This is a genomic window from Leucobacter sp. L43, assembly GCF_016597785.1.
GTDB lineage: Bacteria > Actinomycetota > Actinomycetes > Actinomycetales > Microbacteriaceae > Leucobacter > Leucobacter alluvii.
Genome location: NZ_JAENJG010000001.1, coordinates 1,424,711 through 1,441,925, shown reverse-complemented (window position 1 = coordinate 1,441,925; position 17,215 = coordinate 1,424,711). Strand labels below are relative to the sequence as shown.

Here is a 17,215-nt window from a genome sequence, read left to right as displayed (position 1 = left end):
AACCATTGGGAACCAATGACGGTCTTCCGTCCAGTCACCGACGACTGAAAGGACACAGAACATGACTTTGCAGCCAGAGACGCTCTCGGACCGCGAGGCCGCAGCCGAGGTGCCGAGCGGAATCGCCGAGATCGCCAAGCGTCATCTCGTGATGAACTTCACGCCGGCGAGCAAGTATCGCGACGACGAACTCCCGGTGTTCGTGCGGGGGGAGCACTGCTCCGTCTTCGACGAGAGCGGGCGCCAGTTCTTCGACGGTCTCGCCGGTCTCTTCTGCGTGCAGCTCGGATACACGCATGGCGCAGAGGTCGGCGAAGCGGTGCGCGAGCAGCTCGCCACGCTCCCCTTCCAGACAACATGGAGCGTCACGCATCCACCCGCAGCACTACTGGCGCAGAAGATCGCCGAACTCGCGCCCGGCGACCTGAACCGCGTGTTCTTCGCGTCGGGCGGCGGCGAATCGAACGAGGCCGCGATCAAGCTCGCGCGCCAGTACCACATCACTCGCGGTGACCACGCGCGGTACAAGTTCATCGCGCGTCGTGTCGCGTACCACGGCACCAGCTTCGGCGCGATGTCGCTCAACGGCATGACCGACGTGCGCAAGATGTTCGAGCCGCTCATGAACGGAGTGCGGCACACGCACAACACGAAGCGCTACCGTCGGCCTGAAGGCGAGACCGCGGCGCAGACCACCGAGTTCCTGCTCGGCGAGCTGGAGTCGCTGATCGTGCAGGAGGGCGCGGATACGATCGCTGCGCTCATCATGGAACCGCTGCAGAACGCCGGCGGCAGCCTGACGCCTCCGACATCCGAGTACTTCGCCGGTGTGCGCGCGCTGTGCGACACATACGGCATCCTGCTCATCGCCGACGAGGTCATCACCGGATACGGCCGTCTCGGGTCGTGGTTCGGTTCCGCGCACTACGGGTTCCAGCCCGACATGATCACGTTCGCCAAGGGAATCGCGTCGGCGTACGTTCCCCTCGGCGGCGTCATCGCGAGCGATCGGATCATCGAGACCGTGCTGGACGGGCCCGTCGGCATGTTCAACCACGCGCTGACCTACGGCGGGCACCCCGTCGCGTGTGCAGCGGCGTTGAAGAACCTCGAGATCATGGAGCGCGAAGGCGTCGTCGAGAACGTTGCAGCCCTGAGCCCGTACCTGGGCGAGAAGCTCGGCGAGGTCGCTGCGAAGCACGTCAAGATCGTCGGCGACCTGCGCGGCGACGGCTTCCACCGCAGCTTCGAGCTGGTCACCGACCACGCGGCCAAGCGCTGGGCCGCTGATCCCCTCTCTGCGGGCGACTTCGTCAGCGGGCACCTGAATCCGGCGCTCGCAGAGGTCGGCCTCATCTGCCGCGTCGCGATCGACGCGGAGGGCAACCCGCTCGTGCAGGTGTCGCCGCCCCTGGTGATGACGCGCGAAGACATCGACGAGCTCGCGTCGCTGCTCGACCAGGCCTTCACCATCGCCTCCGACGGAGCAGGCCTCTAGCGGCTGCGCTCGTGGGCGGCTCGGCCGAGCATCATCGTGGATGCTCGACCCGAGTCGCCCTTCACGCCTCACGCGGATAGCGGGGGCGATCCTGTGCTGCTCGGGACGGTTCCCGCGCGGCGAAGCCTCAAAGGAGAGAACCATGACGCAGGAACCACCCGTCGTCACGCAGACATTCGTGCGATTCGAACAACAGCACATCATGCCCATTCCCGAGAACGAGCGGACGGGCACGAACTGGTCGCTCTTCGCGATCTGGGTCGGGCTGAACATGATGCCTCTCACCGTGGTCACCGGTGCCGTCGCGAGCGGCGCGTACGGGCTGCCGATCGGGTGGAGCATCGTCGCGATTCTCGCGGGGAATGTGATCGGCGCGTTCGGCTCCGCCCTGCACGCCTCGCAGGGGCCGCATCTCGGGATCCCGCAGATGCTGCAGGCTCGCGCGCAATTCGGATATCTCGGAGCGAGCCTCTTCGCGCTGATCGCATTCGTGATGTTCATGGGGTTCTTCGCGAGCATCCTGATCGTCGCGAAAGATGCGCTCGCGGCGGTCTTCCCCGACTTCAACGGGACGGTCGCGATCCTCGCTTTCGCTGCGATCGGGATCGTGCTCTGCGTCTTCGGCTACGACCTGCTGCGCAAGACGATGGTGTGGTTGTCGATCGTGATCGCGGTGGCGGTCACCGTGTCGATGATCATGTTCTGGACGAAGCCGGAGGTGACCTCGCAGCGGGCGGAAGCCGCGTTCACCTACGAGGGCTTCTTCGCCATGCTCGCGATCGGCATCGTCTGGCAGCTCGCGTATGCGCCGTACGTCTCCGACTACTCGCGGTACCTGCCGAAGGCGACCGGACCGAAGACCGCGTTCTGGAGCACGTACCTGGGGCTCGTGGTCAGCTCGGTGTTCGTGATGACGCTCGGTGTGCTGCTCGGAGCCGCGAACCCGGAGAACCCGCTCGCGGCCCTCGGTGACTTCCTCGGCCCGGTCGGCATGGTCGTGCTCATCATCTTCGCGGTCAGTTCAGCGCTCATCAACGGCGTCGAGCTGTACTCGGCAGTGATGAACGCGCTCACGGTGATGCAATCGAACTTCAAGACCGTCATCACCTCCGGCACGCGGGTCTGGACCACGATCGTCTGCGGCGTACTCGCCACCCTCATCGCGATTCTGGGTCAGGGGGACTTCATGACGATGTTCGAGAGCTTCCTGACGCTGCTGCTGTACGTGCTGATTCCGTGGTCGGCGATCAATCTCGCCGATTACTTCATCGTGCAGAAGGGGCACTACGTGGTCGCGGATCTCTTCGATCCGACCGGTGGCCGCTACGGCAAGTGGAATGCGGTGGGGCTCTCGAGCTACGGGATCGGACTGCTCGCACAGGTCCCGTTCATGATCACCCCGCTGTTCACCGGGCCCCTCGCCGAACCGCTGCAGGGCATCGACATCGCCTGGCTCGTCGGCTTCGCGGTGACGGCAGCGGTCTACCTGCTGCTCGTACGCCGCCGCGCCCAACGCCGCACGCTCGAGCAGGACTCGGCGTCGGCCTCGGAGTCGCGCACCGCCTCGGAGTCGCACACCGGCTCCGCCTGAGCGCGGCGCGCCCACAGGGGTTCGGCGGGAAACCGGCGGTTACCGGGCCCCGTGGGCTGCCAGCAGGAAGAACTCGGGCGGAGTCGAGTGCCCCATCGCCGCGTCGGCGAGCACGCGACCGATCGCGGGTGTGAACTTGAACCCGTGGCCGGAGAACCCCGCACCCACGGTGATCGGGCCGACCGTGTCGAGCACGAATCTCCCCGAGTCGGTCGAGGTGTACGTGCAACTGATCTCGGTCGGCGAGTCCGGGTCGAGCCCCGGGAACCATTCGGTGACGTACCGCCGCAGCGTCGCGCGCTGGGCATCGCTCGCGCGGAACGGGCGGGCGTCAGGGTCGACGGTCTCGCCGACCCTGTGGAAACCGACCTTCACGCCTTCTCCGGGGCTCGGCATCCCGTAGACGGGGGCGGCGAAGCTCGCCAGCAGCTCGGGCGGCAGCAGATGGTTGAACGACGGCCACGGGATCGACGCCGATCGCGGCGCGAAATGTGCCGGATGCTCCTCGGTGACGGTGAGCGACGGCAGTTCGACTAGGCCGTCGAGCAGCGGCGCCGTCCACGCGCCGGCGGCGACGGTCACATGATCGGCGACCAGCTCGCGGATGCCGCCCTCGCGGCCGCGGCTCGTCACGCGCACCCGGGCGTCGTTCGCGCTCGTCTCGATGCGCAGCACCTGTTCGCCGCGCTCCACGATCGCCCCGTGGCGGATCGCGCTCGTCTCGAGCGCTGCGAGCGCACGTGCGGCGTGCACGATGCCGGCATCCGCGCTGAGCAGCGCGCCGCCTGCGAAGCGCATCCCCGGCCAGCGGGTGCCAGCCTCGTCGGCCGAGAGCAGCGACACCGCAGCTCCGCGCGCGAGGAGCGCATCGTGTGCGGACGCGACCACGCTCTCGTCTCCGTGCGTCACGAGTCCGTGGAGGCCGAGCAGCTCGGTGCGGGTCTCGGATTCGAGCGTGCGCCACAGCGTGGTCGCCTCGTCGAAGAGGTCGAGGTACGCGGGCTCGTCGTACGCGTTGTTGAGGTTGCGCGTCGAGCCGTGCGACGCGCCGCGAGTGTGGTGCGCTTCGAAGCGTTCGAGCAGACGCACGCTCGCTCCGCGGGAGGCGAACTGCCGGGCCGTGGCGAGACCCATGGCGCCGCCGCCGATCACGAGGTGGTCGGTGGGCTCGCTCACAGTCGTGCGATCTCTTGTCGCGGGCGTACGGCGATGTCGGTGAGCTGGACGTCTGCGGGAGCGTCGACGACGAAGCGCACGGTCTCCGCGACGGACTGCGGGCGGATGTATCGCTCGGGCCGGTACTGATCCGCCGGGATGCCGGCGCGCAGCATGTCCGTGTCCGTCTGCCCGGGAGCGATCGTGACGACGCGCACCCGGTGCGGTTCTTCGTCGATGCGCAGGACGTCGGCGAGGCCGCGCAGAGCGTGCTTCGACGCGGTGTAGACGGCGCTGCCCGCGACCGGACGGGTGCCCGCGCCCGAACCGATGAAGACGACGGTCGCAGCGGCGGCGCGCAGGAGGGGGAGCGCTGCGCGGGTGATGAGCGCGGGCCCGGTCACATTGCTGGCCAGATGGCGTTCCCAGGCCGATGCGTCGGCTGTCTCGACTGAGAGATGCTCGCCGATCGCCGCAGCGTGCACGAGCACGTCGAGTCGGTCGAGGTCGGCGATCCTGCGCGAGAACGCTTCGTGTTCGGTGACATCGAGCTGCCACGCGGTGGCACCGGTCTCTGCGACGACCGCGTCGAGACGCCCGGCGTTGCGCCCGACGGCGATGACGCGATGGGTGCGGGTGAGGTCGCGAACGATCTCGCGCCCCATGCCGCCGGAAGCACCTGTGACGAGAGCGATGGGGCGGTCGTTCGAACGGTGGTCAGACACGGTGGGCTCCTTCGAGCGGTCGGTGATGGGCGGCGGAGTCTGCGGCCGCGCCGCGGCTCGGCGAGAGCCCGGATCGGGCCCGTCGGGCGACGACGATGAGACTGCGCGCCACGCGATCGGTCTCGCGCAGCATCGGAGGATCGGTTCCCGGCATCGGGCTGATCACCGTGTCGTGGAGCGCCGCATCGACCGGAATGCCGGCGACGTGCACCGCGTTGTCGAGCGAGCCGTCGGCGTGCACGAGCAGCCCGGTCGCCGAATCGATGTCGAAGGCGCCGGTCTCGCGGGGTTCGCCGGATCGCGCGCTGATGCGGAACGGCCGCGCTCGCCCGGCTTCGACCAGGCCGAGCGCGAGCGGGTCGGAGCTGTCGGCGAGGCGATGGAAGTGCATCCAGGAATCGATGAGTGTCGCAGCGGCCACCTGCGAATCGGTCACGCACGGCGACGCGGCCGTGAACCCCGCGTCGGAGATGGCGACACGAGCCCTCGGGCCGATGAAGCGCACGAACCCGGCCTCGGCGAGCGCCAGCAGCTGGCGGTTGCGGAACGCGGGCGGTCCGGATCCTGCCATGCCGCCGACGGCCATGAGCATCGCGAATCCCGAGGCTCTCGATTCGGCGTCGAAGCCTCCGAGCGAACCCACGCGGTTGGCGACCCCCCGCGCAGAGCTCACCGACCAGAGCCCCGCCTTCCAGGCGCTGTCGCGACCCAGCGCGGCCTCATCGAGATCATGGGACACGCGTCCCGTCACCCAGGCGTCGAAGGCTTCCGCGCTGTCGAAGACGTGTCGGACCGGGCGCATCTCGCCGAGCAGATCGAGTCGGTCGGCGGCATCCGCGATGAACGGCGCCACCGCGTCAGCCACGTCCTGGGCGACCGCTTCGAGCGCATCTGCGTCAGCGGCGTCGCGATCCGAGGCGGGGTTCGCGACGGGAGCGGCGGCGAGATGCGGTTGGATCGCGGCGGCGATCACCGTCTCGACGTCATCGGCGGTGCCCGACGCCGCGTCCGGCCGCACGCGTCGCAGTGTGCGGTAGTGGTCGAAGTGCGCGTCGGCGACGATGCGCGGCCAGAACTCGCGGTCGAAGTCGATGGGTCGAGGTGCCGTCGCCCAGTCGACGCCGGCGAGAAAGCGCTGCTCTGGTCGCGGGGGGAGCGAACCGTAGAGCGTCTTCGCGCGGAACGGGACTCCGCGCCCCGAGGTCACATGCAGCACGGGCTCGCGCCCCGAGGGCTCGTAGCGCAGCCCACCGCGCGCCCGCGCGTCGGCGACGAACTCGCCGCCGCGCCCGAGCGTGAGCAGCGCCATGGTGTCGAAGAACCCCATGCCCATTCCGCGCACGATCACGTGCTCTCCCGAACTCACTCCGCTCAGGTCCTGCTCGACGGGACTCGCCGGTCGCACCCACGACAGTTCGGGTCGCTCGGCGAGTACTGCTGCGAACTCGCGTTCTTCCGCTGTCTCGATGGTCGGCAGCCACCCGGTCGCGAGCACGACGGCGTCCGCTTCGACCGCACCGCCGTCGCGCAGGCCGATGCGCTGCCGCCCTGCATCGCCCTGGACCACGCTCACGGCGCGCTCGCGGTGGCGAATCACGCGCACGCCATCGGGCAACTCTGCGATCGCTCGCTCGAGGCACCACTCCAGGTACTCGCCGTAGAGTGCTCGGCTCGGGTGCGACTCCGGGCGGAACGCCTCGAGCTCGCGGCGGTACGCATCGGCGAATCCGGGTCGGATCGGGTGGGCGTCGACCACCGCAGCGTGCGCCGCCGGAATGCGGTCGATCGCCGCGGCGAGCGCATCCGAAACCGTCGTGCGCGTCGCCGACTCGTTCGTCGGCTGCGTTGCGAGCGCCAGCAGCCCCCATTCGTAGAGTGTGGGGCCGACGCGGACCGGACCCGTGATGGAGCTGCCGGGCTCGGTGAAGAGCGTCACGGCGTCGGCGAGGGTGTTCATGCAGAGCTCGCGGGTCTGGTCGGTGCGCCAGATGCGCCCGGCGCCGAATGCAGTCTCCTCGATGAGGTGCAGTTCGAGGTCGCGTGCGGGTTCGGCGCCGTCAGTGCCCGCGGTGTCGGGCTCGGAGGCGGCTGCGTGCAGGTGGGCTCCGATGCGCTCGACGAGCGACGTGCCGCGCGGCCCGACTCCGATGATGGCGATCGTCGGCAGAGGGGTCATGGTTCCGTTATACGCGGCCGGGGGTCCGGATGTCTGATCGGATGACCGTTTATGACGCGAGAAGTTCATGAAGTTCTGTGACACCGAGGATTTCCGCTAGCTTATGAGAGCTATAACATTAGCCGGGTTGCCTGCAACATGACGCAGAGACAGCACCACAGATTCACGAGTTCGCAGAAGGAGCACCATGAAGAAGCACCGCATCGCCTGGATCGCCACGATGGCAGTAGCCGCGATGGCGCTCACCGGGTGCTCGGCGAACGCTGGCGGCGGCTCCGGCGACGGCGCGGCGCAGGAGGGCGGCACGCTCACCTACCTCGAACCGCAGACCTGGAACACGCTCTACCCGCCGGCCGCGGGCTTCTACCCGAACGGCGGCGTGGTCAACCAGGTGACGGATCGCCTGCTCTACCAGAACCCCGAGACGCTCGAGCTCGAGCCGTGGATCGCGAGCGAACTGCCCGAGGTGAACGCGGATGCGACGGAGTACACGTTCAAGCTCCGCGAGGGAGTGACCTACTCCGACGGCACACCGCTCGACGCGGAGAACGTCGTCAAGAACTTCGATCTCTACGGCAAGGGCGACACCGACCGCGCTCTGTCGATCTCCGAGGCCATCAACAACTACGACCACGGTGAGGCGATCGACGAGTACACGGTGAAGTTCTTCTTCACCGCCCCGTCTCCTGGCTTCGCGCAGGCGACGTCGACGATCAACTCCGGCCTGCTCGCGAACGCGAGCCTCGACCGCACGAACGAGGAGTTCGGGCCGGGCAACGCCACCGAGATCATCGGCAGCGGGCCGTTCGTGATCTCGGACGAGCAGATCGGCAAGCAGACCGACCTGGCGGTGCGCGAGGACTACGACTGGGCGCCGGAGTCGCGCGAGCACGAAGGTCGCGCCCACCTCGATGCCGTGAACATCATCGTCGCCGGCGAGTCGAGTGTGCGCGTCGGCACGGTCACCTCGGGTCAGGCGCAGATCGCTCGATCGATTCCAGCACCCGACGAGGCGCAGTTCGCCGGCGACAACCTGGCGCTCGAGCACGCCGCCACGAATGGAGTGAACAACAGCCTCAGCTTCCGCTTCGCCCACGCCCCGCTCACCGACATCAAGGTGCGACAGGCGATCATCGCGGGCATCGACCGCGAGGCGATCGTGAGCACACTCTTCACCGAGAACTACCCGCTCGCCACCGGCATCCTCGCGGAGACCGCTCTCGGCTACACGGATACTTCCGAGTTCTACGAGTACGACCCGTCGAAGGCGGAGCAGCTGCTCGATGAGGCCGGCTGGGCGCCGGGGTCGGACGGCATTCGTGAGAAGGACGGCGAGCGCCTCTCGATCACCTTCAACGAAGCGCTCCCGCAGCCTCGCTCGAAGGAGGTCGTCACCCTCATTCAGGAGCAGCTCGCAGAGCTCGGCATCGAGGTCGAGCTCTTCCCGGGCGATCAGGCCGCTCAAGACGAGGCGCGACTCGACGCCGACACGATCCAGGTCTACCACTCCATGGTCGGCCGCGCGGATTACGACGTGCTGAAGTCGCAGATCTACTCGACGAACCGCAACGCGAACCTGAACCTCGATACGGAGTCCGGGACCATCCACGACCCCGAACTGGACGCCGCGCTCGCCGAGATCGCCTCCGTGCCGACGGCTGAGGAGCGCGCCGACGCATCCGCGAAGGCGCAGCAGCGCATCGCCGAGCAGGCCTACGTGCTGCCGCTCTTCGAGGAGCCCCAGGTCTTCGGGCTCCAGGCCTCCGTGCAGGGCTTCGCCACCGAGTCGATCGGCAGGCCCTCCTTCTACGACGTGCAGCTCGGCAAGTGAGTCGGGCGGCGCTGCTGCGACGCGTCGGCCAGGCGATCCTGGTCCTCGCGCTCGCGTACACCGCCGCCTACGTGCTGCTCGCGGCGCTGCCGGGCGACGCGGTGATGGCACGCTTCGGCAACCCCGACCTCGGGCTCTCAGCCGAGCAGCTCGCCGACATTCGGGCGAGCTACGGGGTGGATCGCCCATTCCTCGTGCGGTTCTTCGACTCGGTCGGGGCGTTCCTGCAGGGGGACCTCGGGTATTCCGTGCAGAGCGGGGCGGCGGTCTCCACTCTCCTCGCCGAGGCGCTGCCGTCGACGCTCACGCTCGCGGTGGTCGCGCTGATCCTCGCCGTCTTCCTGGCGGTCGTCATCGCGTTCACTGCGAGCTACGGAGCCGGCAGCTGGTTGCGCCGCGCGTTCCGCAACCTGCCGCCGCTCTTCGTGTCGCTGCCGGTCTTCTGGATCGGCATCGTGCTCATCCAAGTCTTCTCGTTCCAGCTCGGTCTCGTGCCGACGATCGGAGCGACCGAGCTGCAGGCGCTCATTCTGCCCGCCATCACGCTCGCCATCCCGATCGCGGCGCCCCTCGCGCAGGTGCTGCTGCGCAGCATCGACGAGGTGAGCGAGCAGCCGTTCGTCGCGGTGGTGCGCGCCAGGGGAGCCAGCACCAGTTGGCTGCTGTGGCGCAACGTCGCCCCGAACGCCCTGCTGCCCGCGATGACGATGGCCGGTCTGCTCTTCGGGGAACTCGTGGGCGGAGCGATCGTCACCGAGGCCGTCTTCGGACGCGTCGGCATCGGCGCGCTCACGGCGCAGGCGGTCGCCAACCGAGACACCCCCGTGCTGCTCGCGGTCGTCGTCATCGCGACCGTCGTCTTCGTCACGATCAACCTCGTGGTCGATCTGCTCTACCCCGTGCTCGATGCGCGGCTCAGGCAGCGCACCGCGCGCAAGTCGATAGGAGCGACCGCATGACCGCGATCGACGTCTCAGCCGCACGCGCGGTGCCGCCGACCGGGGCGCGCGCCTGGTCGTGGCGCGCCCTTCGGCGCCCGGGCATCATCGTGCCGGCGCTCGTGCTGCTCATCGCACTCGCGTGGGCCGTGGCCCCCGGGCTGTTCACCTCCGTCAACCCGACCGCGAGCGTCGGGCCGGCACTGCAGGCGCCGAGCTCCGAGCACTGGTTCGGCACCGACGCGACGGGGCGCGATCTCTACGCACGCGTGATCTACGGCGCTTCGCAGTCGATCAGCGCCGCGTTGATCGCCGTACTCGTCGGGCTCGTCGCAGGCTCGCTCATCGGCATCACCGCGGGCGCCGTCGGCGGCTGGGTGGATGAGGCCCTCATGCGCGTGGTCGACGTGCTGCTCGCGATCCCGACCCTGCTGCTCTCGCTCAGCATCGTGATCCTGCTCGGCTTCGGCACCGCGAACGCTGCGATCGCAGTGGGAGCCACGTCGATCGCAGTGTTCGCCCGACTGTCGAGATCCCAGGTCGTGAGCGTACGCGCGAGCGAGTTCGTCGAAGCCGCCTACGGCTCCGGCGGTACGTTCTTCGGGGTGCTCTGGCGGCACATTCTGCCGAACTCGCTCACCGCCGTGATCGCGCTCGCCGCGCTGCAGCTCGGTTCGGCGATCCTGCAGATCTCGACGCTCGGATTCCTGGGATACGGAGCGCCGCCGCCCACGCCGGAGTGGGGCCTGCTCATCGCGGAGGGGCGCAACTACCTGGCCACCTCGTGGTGGCTGACCGTGCTTCCCGGAATCGTCGTGGTGTTCGTGGTGCTCGCGAGCAACCGACTGAGCCGGGCCATCAGCGTTGGAGGCAACGCATGAGCGTCGAACCGCTGCTCAGCATCCGCGATCTCGCCGTGCAGTACCGCACCCGGCAGGGACACATCGACGCCGTGCGCGGCATCGGTTTCGATGTGCGCGCCGGCGAGGTCACCGCCGTGGTGGGCGAGTCGGGATCCGGCAAGACCACGGTCGCCCAATCGGTCATCGGCCTGCTCCCCGCCAACGGGCGGGTGACCGCCGGCAGCGTCACGCTGAACGAGCGACGCCTCGGGTCGACCGAACTCGTCGGCCTTCCCGAGCGGCGCTGGCGCGACCTGCGCGGCCGATGCATCGGGCTCATTCCGCAGGATCCGGGCAACTCCCTCAACCCGGTGCAACCGGTCGGAAAGAGCATCAGCGAATCGCTGCGCATCCACGGCCGGCCGAGTCGCGACGAGGTGCACGATCGCGTCCACGCACTGCTCGAGCAGGTCGGCATCGATCAGCCGATCAAGCGGGCCAAGCAGTACCCGCACGAGTTCTCAGGCGGCATGCGTCAGCGCGTCCTCATCGCGGCGGCGCTCGCCAATGATCCCGAGCTGATCATCGCCGACGAGCCCACCTCCGCGCTCGACGTCACCGTGCAGCGCACCGTGCTCGATCTGATCGACCGCCTGCGCGAGGAGATGGGAACGGGCGTGCTGTTCATCACGCACGACCTCGCGGTGGCGGCGGATCGCGCCGACAGCGTGGTCGTGATGCGCGGAGGCGAAGTGCAAGAGGCCGGCCCGGCAGCGCAGGTACTGGCGAAGCCGTCATCTGATTACACGAAGCAGCTCATGGCCGATGCGCCCTCGTTCGGCAAGCTCGTCGAGCGGGAGACGATCGCTGTCGCATCCGTTCCCGGCGGTGCAGCTGCGACTCCCGCATCACCTGCGCCGGCGGCCCCGCTCGTCGAAGTGCGCGACCTGCATCAGGTGTTCGGGCGCGGCTCAGACGCCTTCGTCGCGGTCGACGGGGTGTCGTTCACGGTCGCGCGGGGCACCACCCACGCCCTCGTCGGCGAGTCGGGTTCGGGCAAGACCACCACCGGTCGCGCGATCGCCGGCTTCTCCGTTCCGACGGCGGGCAGCGTGCGCGTCGACGGTGCAGAGGTCACCGAGCTGCGGCGCTCCGGCCTGCGCGAGTTCCGGCGGACCACGCAGATGGTCTACCAGAACCCGTACGGCTCGCTCGATCCTCGTCTCTCCGTTGGGCAGACGCTCGCCGAGCCGCTCAAGAACTTCCGCATCGGCACTGGGAGTCGCGCGGATCGCGTCGAGCGGGTCGCCCACGCGCTCGAGATCGTCTCGCTGCCTGCCGAGTTCGCTCAGCGTCGCCCCCGCGAGCTGTCGGGCGGGCAGCGGCAGCGGGTCGCCATCGCCCGCGCACTGATCGTCGAGCCCGAGCTGGTGGTGCTCGACGAAGCCGTGTCGGCGCTCGACGTCACGGTGCAAGCGCAGATTCTTCGACTGCTCGCGCGCCTGCAGCACGAGTTGAGCCTCACCTATGTCTTCATCTCGCACGATCTCGCCGTCGTTCGCCAGATCTCCGACACGGTGACCGTGCTGCAGCGCGGCCGCCAGGTGGAGCACGGCCGCACCGAAGACGTGTTCAGCAATGCGCAAGACCCCTATACCCAGCGCCTCATCGAGGCGATCCCCGGCGCATCGCTGTCGTCGGGGCACTGGGAGATCTGACACTAGAAGGAGCACCACCGCAATGACCCTTCCCGCATTCGTCCACACCGACATCATCGCCGCACTGACCGGCATCTCCCCGGGCGACGCCCTCGATCGGGCGCGCGATCGCCGCCCGGAATCGAAGCAGCACGCGCAGGGCAGCTTCGAGGCGCTCTTCGTGCCGCTCGACGCCTCTGAGGTGTCGCTGGCCGAGCGGGCCGCAGTCGCGCTCTTCGTCGCGCGGCTGCACGAGGAGCCGGAGGCCGTCGCGTTCTACGGTGCGCTGCTGCGCGAGACGGGGGGTGGTGCCGGGCTCGAGCCCCTGATCGTCGCAGAAGCCGAGCGCGCTGCCGGGCAGGGCCCGTACGGGGCGTTCCGCGCGGAGAACGCCCCAGAGAGCGAAGCCGGGCCCGAGTACAGCGTCGCCTCGGTCGAAGCCGCCTATGCGCTGGGCGATCGGCTCTCAGCGGCGCTCGAGCACGCGCACATGCTGGTGCTCCACCCGCGCGACGCCGATCGTGAGCGCCTCGGTCGGCTGCTCGACGCCGGATGGAGCAGCACCGGTATCGTCACGCTCTCCCAGCTCATCTCGTTCCTCGCGTTCCAACTGCGCGTCGCCCACGGCTTGCGCGAACTGCGCGAGAGCGTCGGCGGCGCCGCGGCGACGCGCGCCGAAGACCTCCCGGCGCTCGCCGCCGACGTCGCCGCGGTGGCGCGCGAACGTGCAGGGGCGTCGACCGAACAGGCGCCGGTTGCGGCTGCAGAGGCACTGCCAGCTGCGCCTCGTGTCGACGAGCCAGCACGCTTCACGCAAGACGTGCTGGGGTGGAAGCCGTGGCTCGAGCCCCTGCCGGTCGCCGAGTTCACCGAGGCGCACTACGACGCGCTCGTGCAGCGCGACCGCGTGCACATGCCGTACTTCCGGTTGCTCGCGCGTGATCCCGAAGCGCTGCGGGAGCGCACGCTCACCGACCTCGACATCTTCTTCAACACCGACGCCGGGCTGCCTCGCGCCGAGCGCGAACTCGCAGCGGCCGCCGCTTCGCGCTTCAACGGGTGCGTGTTCTGCGCCTCGGTGCATTCGCGGTTCGCGACGGAGCAGGGCGCCGATCGTGCCGAGGTGCAGCGGTTGCTCGACGAAGGGGTGGGGGCGCGGATTTCGACGAGGATCGACGCCATCGTCGACGCGACCGTCGCTCTGACGGCGACGCCGCCGCGCTTCGGGCAGCCCCAGATCTCCGCCCTGCGCGACGTGGGGCTCGCCGAGCTCGAACTGCTCGACGCGATTCAGGCGGGCGCCTTCTTCAACTGGGCGAACCGCCTGATGCTCTCGATCGGTGAACCCACGACGGCCTGAGGCTCACCGCCGGCTCCCCGATCTATCGATGAGCCGGCGGGGCCGAAGGATTGGTCTCCTGCAACTTGGCACTTGTGGACCTTGAGGCAGACCAATGCGGCCGGGCAAGCTGGTGCGTATGACCGAATCCCAGGCATCAGCGTCCACCGCAGCTCCGACCACCGGCTCGCCCCTCGTCAAGCGAGGCCTCGCCGACATGCTCAAGGGCGGGGTGATCATGGACGTCGTCACCCCCGAACAGGCGAGGATCGCGGAAGACGCCGGTGCCGTCGCCGTGATGGCGCTCGAGCGCGTTCCGGCGGACATCCGCGCACAGGGCGGGGTGGCGCGCATGAGCGACCCGGACCTCATCGACGGCATCAGAGCGACCGTTTCGATTCCCGTGATGGCGAAGGCCCGCATCGGGCACTTCGTCGAAGCGCAGGTGCTCGAAGCGCTCGAGGTGGATTACATCGATGAATCGGAGGTGCTGTCGCCTGCCGACTACGTGAACCACATCGACAAGCAGCGGTTCACGGTTCCGTTCGTGTGCGGGGCGACGAACCTGGGCGAAGCGCTTCGCCGCATCTCAGAGGGTGCGGCGATGATCCGCTCGAAGGGCGAGGCCGGCACCGGCGACGTCTCGGAGGCGACCAAGCACATCCGCACCATTCGCGGGGAGATCGCCCGCCTCTCCGCGCTCGGTCCGGATGAGCTGTACGTCGCGGCGAAAGACCTGGCTGCGCCGTACGACCTCGTCCGAGAGGTCGCGGCCGCTGGCCGCCTGCCGGTGGTGCTCTTCACCGCGGGCGGGGTGGCCACGCCCGCGGATGCGGCGATGATGATGCAGCTCGGCGCCGACGGGGTCTTCGTGGGATCCGGCATCTTCAAGTCGGGCGACCCCGCGAAGCGTGCCGCCGCCATCGTGCGAGCGACGGCGCGTTTCGATGACCCCGGCGCGATCGCAGAGGCCTCCCGCGGACTGGGAGAGGCCATGGTGGGCATCAACGTCGCCGACCTGCCCGCCCCGCACCGCTTGGCCGAGCGAGGGTGGTGACGGAGCCCCGCTCGGCACCCGTCGTCGGGGTGCTCGCGCTGCAGGGGGGCGTGTCGGAGCACGGCGACGTGCTCGAGCAGCTCGGCGCGCGCGTCGTGCTGGTGCGACGCGAGAGCGACTTCGCGGGTGCTGACGGACCGCGCATCGATGCGCTCGTGCTGCCCGGCGGAGAATCCAGCGCACAGGATCGGCTGCTCCGCCTCTTCGATATGGCTGAGGGCCTGCGATCGATCATCACGGAGGGGCTCCCCACGCTGGGAACGTGCGCCGGGCTCGTGCTGCTCGCCCGAGAGGTGCGGGATGCGGCACCCTCTCAGAGATCTCTCGACGTGCTCGACGTCGCCGTGCGACGCAATGCGCTCGGCCCGCAGCTGGTGTCGCACGAGGTCGACATCGCGGTCGACGCGGCTGAGGTGATCGGGCGGCAGGGTGGCCGCGTGCGTGCGGCGCTCATCCGCGCTCCGGAGGTGCTTTCAGTCGGAATCGGCGCTCGCGCGATTTGCCGAGTCGACGGGCGCGTGCTCGGCGCCACGACGGCGGCGCCCGGGGGCGACTCGGACGCGGGGCCCGAGCGCGACGCGGATGGCAGGATCGGCGCTCGCGACGCTCGGCGCAGGCTCGGTACGGTGACGGGCATCGCCTTCCATCCGGAGCTCACGGGCGACGCGGCCTTCCACAGGGCGCTCCTCGCGCAGGTCCGCTGATCGGCATGGCGTGCGGGCGCGGGGAAGGGGGGAAGCGGAGGGTCGCGCCGGCCTACGTGCTGTGCAGGTGCAGCCGTTCGCCGACCGTGTTGAAGATGCTGATCACCTCGCACGGCGTCGTCCCCTCGGCCTGCATGAGGTGCGGCACCGTCGTGTCGAACTCCGCCGCCTCGCCTCGACCGAGCACGTGCTCGCGCTCGGCGAGTGAGAGGCGCAATCTGCCCGACAGCACGTAGAGCCACTCGTGTCCCTCGTGCACCTGCAACTCGCACTCGGGAGCTCCGGGGTGGTAGGTGATCTTGAACGCGCGCACCTCCGAGGCCTCCCGCGTGAGCGGAGCGATTGTCATCCCGTCGCGACGAATCGTGGTGCGGTGCACGCGAGGGTCTCGATCCGGAGCGTCGAGGAGGTCATCGACGCGGATGCCGAGCTGTCGGGTGACGGGGAGCAGGAGTTCGAGGCTCGCTTGCCGTTTGCCGGATTCCAGCCGCGAGAGCGTGCTCGTGGACATCCCGGCCCGAGCCGCGAGGTCCTCCAGAGTCCACCCTCGATCCTGCCGCGCGGCGCGCAGTCTCGGCCCGAGGCGCTGCAGTTCATCCATGATGCTCCTTGCCATTATCGCAAATCAAATTGCAATTATTGCACATTCCCCCGAGGCTGGGACCATGACGAATACTGAATGGGATGCCATTGTGATCGGCGGCGGGGCGGCAGGACTGAGTGCGGCGCAGGCGCTCGGACGTTCGCTTCGGCGCACCCTCGTGATCGACGGGGGCGCACCGCGCAACCGCTTCGCCTCTCACATGCACAACGTGCTGGGCCTCGACGGCACTCCGCCGCTCGAGCTCGTCGCACGCGGACGCGCCGAGGCCGAGACCTACGGGGTCGAGTTCCGGCAGGCGGACGTGCGCGGGGTGCGGGATACGAAGGGGGAGACGTCGTCCGCTTCCCTGGAGGCCGGCAGCCCGGGCGGTTCGATGTCCGTCGAACTCGGATCGGGAGAGGTGCTGCAGACGAGGGCTCTGATCGTCGCGACGGGTGTGACCGACGTGCTGCCCGAGATCCCCGGACTCGCGGAGCGATGGGGCACGAGCGTCCTGCACTGCCCGTACTGCCATGGCTGGGAGGTTCGGGGCAGGCGAATCGCGGTGATCACCACCTCGCCGCTCGGCATGCACCAGGCGAAGCTGCTGCGGCAGTGGAGCGATGACGTCACCGTGTTCACGGCCGGACTCGTCGACGCGCGCGGCGACAGCGTGCTCGATGCCGATACCGAACGCGGAATGCGGGCCCGGGGCGTGCGCTTGGTCTCGGCCCCGGTCGTCGAGGTTGTCGGATCGGGTGCCGATGTCAGCGGGGTGCGCACCGCCGACGGGCGGGAGTTCGAGATCGACGCGGTCTTCACGGGATTCGCCATGGTGCCGCAGGATCAGTTCCTCTCCGGCGTCGCGCTCGACCGCAGTGAGACCCCGATGGGCCTCACGGTCTCGGTCGATCCGATGCAGCGCACGAGCCACCCGCGCATCTGGGCTGCGGGGAACGTCGTGAGCCCCGCGGCCTCCGTGCCCCTCGTGATGGGTGCGGGCAACATGGCGGGTGCAGCGGCGAATGCCGCGCTCGTCGATGAGGATTACGCGCTCGCCGCAGCTGGGGTGAACTGAG

At 69.0% G+C, this 17,215-nt stretch carries 14 protein-coding genes; 10 read left to right on the top strand and 4 right to left on the bottom strand.

Annotated features, from left to right (window positions below):
• Positions 1–61 precede the first annotated feature (61 nt).
• Together JE033_RS06700 and JE033_RS06695 are read left to right on the top strand one after the other, a co-directional pair.
• Positions 62–1,498, top strand: a complete 1,437-nt coding sequence (locus tag JE033_RS06700; RefSeq protein ID WP_200330279.1) for an aspartate aminotransferase family protein — start codon at positions 62–64, stop codon at positions 1,496–1,498.
• A 142-nt stretch (positions 1,499–1,640) separates the two neighbouring features.
• Complete coding sequence (locus JE033_RS06695; protein ID WP_200330277.1) at positions 1,641–3,089, top strand: cytosine permease; 1,449 nt, start codon at positions 1,641–1,643, stop codon at positions 3,087–3,089.
• 39 nt (positions 3,090–3,128) lie between these two features.
• Here the strand turns inward: JE033_RS06695 and JE033_RS06690 are convergent, their stop codons facing one another.
• Genes JE033_RS06690 through JE033_RS06680 form a run of 3 tightly spaced genes read right to left on the bottom strand, consistent with a single transcriptional unit; the run spans position 3,129 to position 7,145 of the window.
• On the bottom strand, positions 3,129–4,265 hold the full coding sequence (locus JE033_RS06690; protein WP_370567915.1) for an FAD-dependent oxidoreductase: 1,137 nt from the start codon (positions 4,263–4,265) through the stop codon (positions 3,129–3,131).
• Positions 4,262–4,969: an SDR family oxidoreductase gene (locus JE033_RS06685; RefSeq protein WP_200330275.1), complete on the bottom strand. Its 708-nt coding sequence runs from the start codon at positions 4,967–4,969 to the stop codon at positions 4,262–4,264. Before JE033_RS06685 ends, JE033_RS06690 begins: the two co-directional genes overlap by 4 nt.
• Positions 4,962–7,145, bottom strand: a complete 2,184-nt coding sequence (locus JE033_RS06680; RefSeq protein WP_200330273.1) for an FAD/NAD(P)-binding protein — start codon at positions 7,143–7,145, stop codon at positions 4,962–4,964. Before JE033_RS06680 ends, JE033_RS06685 begins: the two co-directional genes overlap by 8 nt.
• A gap of 187 nt (positions 7,146–7,332) precedes the next feature.
• On the opposite strand from JE033_RS06680, the gene JE033_RS06675 reads away from it, so the two are divergent.
• From JE033_RS06675 to pdxT, 7 genes are all read left to right on the top strand, one after another.
• Positions 7,333–8,976, top strand: coding sequence for a TIGR04028 family ABC transporter substrate-binding protein (locus JE033_RS06675; protein WP_200330271.1), 1,644 nt, complete (start codon positions 7,333–7,335; stop codon positions 8,974–8,976).
• Complete coding sequence (locus JE033_RS06670; RefSeq protein WP_090146468.1) at positions 8,973–9,935, top strand: ABC transporter permease; 963 nt, start codon at positions 8,973–8,975, stop codon at positions 9,933–9,935. Before JE033_RS06675 ends, JE033_RS06670 begins: the two co-directional genes overlap by 4 nt.
• Positions 9,932–10,795, top strand: coding sequence for an ABC transporter permease (locus JE033_RS06665; protein WP_200330269.1), 864 nt, complete (start codon positions 9,932–9,934; stop codon positions 10,793–10,795). Before JE033_RS06670 ends, JE033_RS06665 begins: the two co-directional genes overlap by 4 nt.
• On the top strand, positions 10,792–12,474 hold the full coding sequence (locus JE033_RS06660; RefSeq protein WP_200330267.1) for an ABC transporter ATP-binding protein: 1,683 nt from the start codon (positions 10,792–10,794) through the stop codon (positions 12,472–12,474). The genes JE033_RS06665 and JE033_RS06660 overlap by 4 nt, the downstream gene beginning before the upstream one ends.
• A gap of 22 nt (positions 12,475–12,496) precedes the next feature.
• A complete protein-coding gene (locus JE033_RS14915; protein WP_200330265.1) occupies positions 12,497–13,813 on the top strand; it encodes an alkylhydroperoxidase domain protein in 1,317 nt (438 codons plus the stop codon).
• Between the two features lie 118 nt (positions 13,814–13,931).
• On the top strand, positions 13,932–14,849 hold the full coding sequence (pdxS, locus tag JE033_RS06650) for a pyridoxal 5'-phosphate synthase lyase subunit PdxS (protein WP_200330263.1): 918 nt from the start codon (positions 13,932–13,934) through the stop codon (positions 14,847–14,849).
• Positions 14,846–15,553, top strand: coding sequence for a pyridoxal 5'-phosphate synthase glutaminase subunit PdxT (pdxT, locus tag JE033_RS06645; protein WP_370567914.1), 708 nt, complete (start codon positions 14,846–14,848; stop codon positions 15,551–15,553). Before pdxS ends, pdxT begins: the two co-directional genes overlap by 4 nt.
• Positions 15,554–15,605: 52 nt before the next feature.
• On the opposite strand, the gene JE033_RS06640 is transcribed toward pdxT, so the two are convergent.
• A complete protein-coding gene (locus tag JE033_RS06640; RefSeq protein WP_090146478.1) occupies positions 15,606–16,154 on the bottom strand; it encodes a helix-turn-helix domain-containing protein in 549 nt (182 codons plus the stop codon).
• A gap of 64 nt (positions 16,155–16,218) precedes the next feature.
• Here JE033_RS06640 and JE033_RS06635 point away from each other — a divergent pair, with 64 nt between their 5' ends.
• Complete coding sequence (locus JE033_RS06635; protein ID WP_200330260.1) at positions 16,219–17,214, top strand: NAD(P)/FAD-dependent oxidoreductase; 996 nt, start codon at positions 16,219–16,221, stop codon at positions 17,212–17,214.
• Position 17,215: the final 1 nt, after the last annotated feature.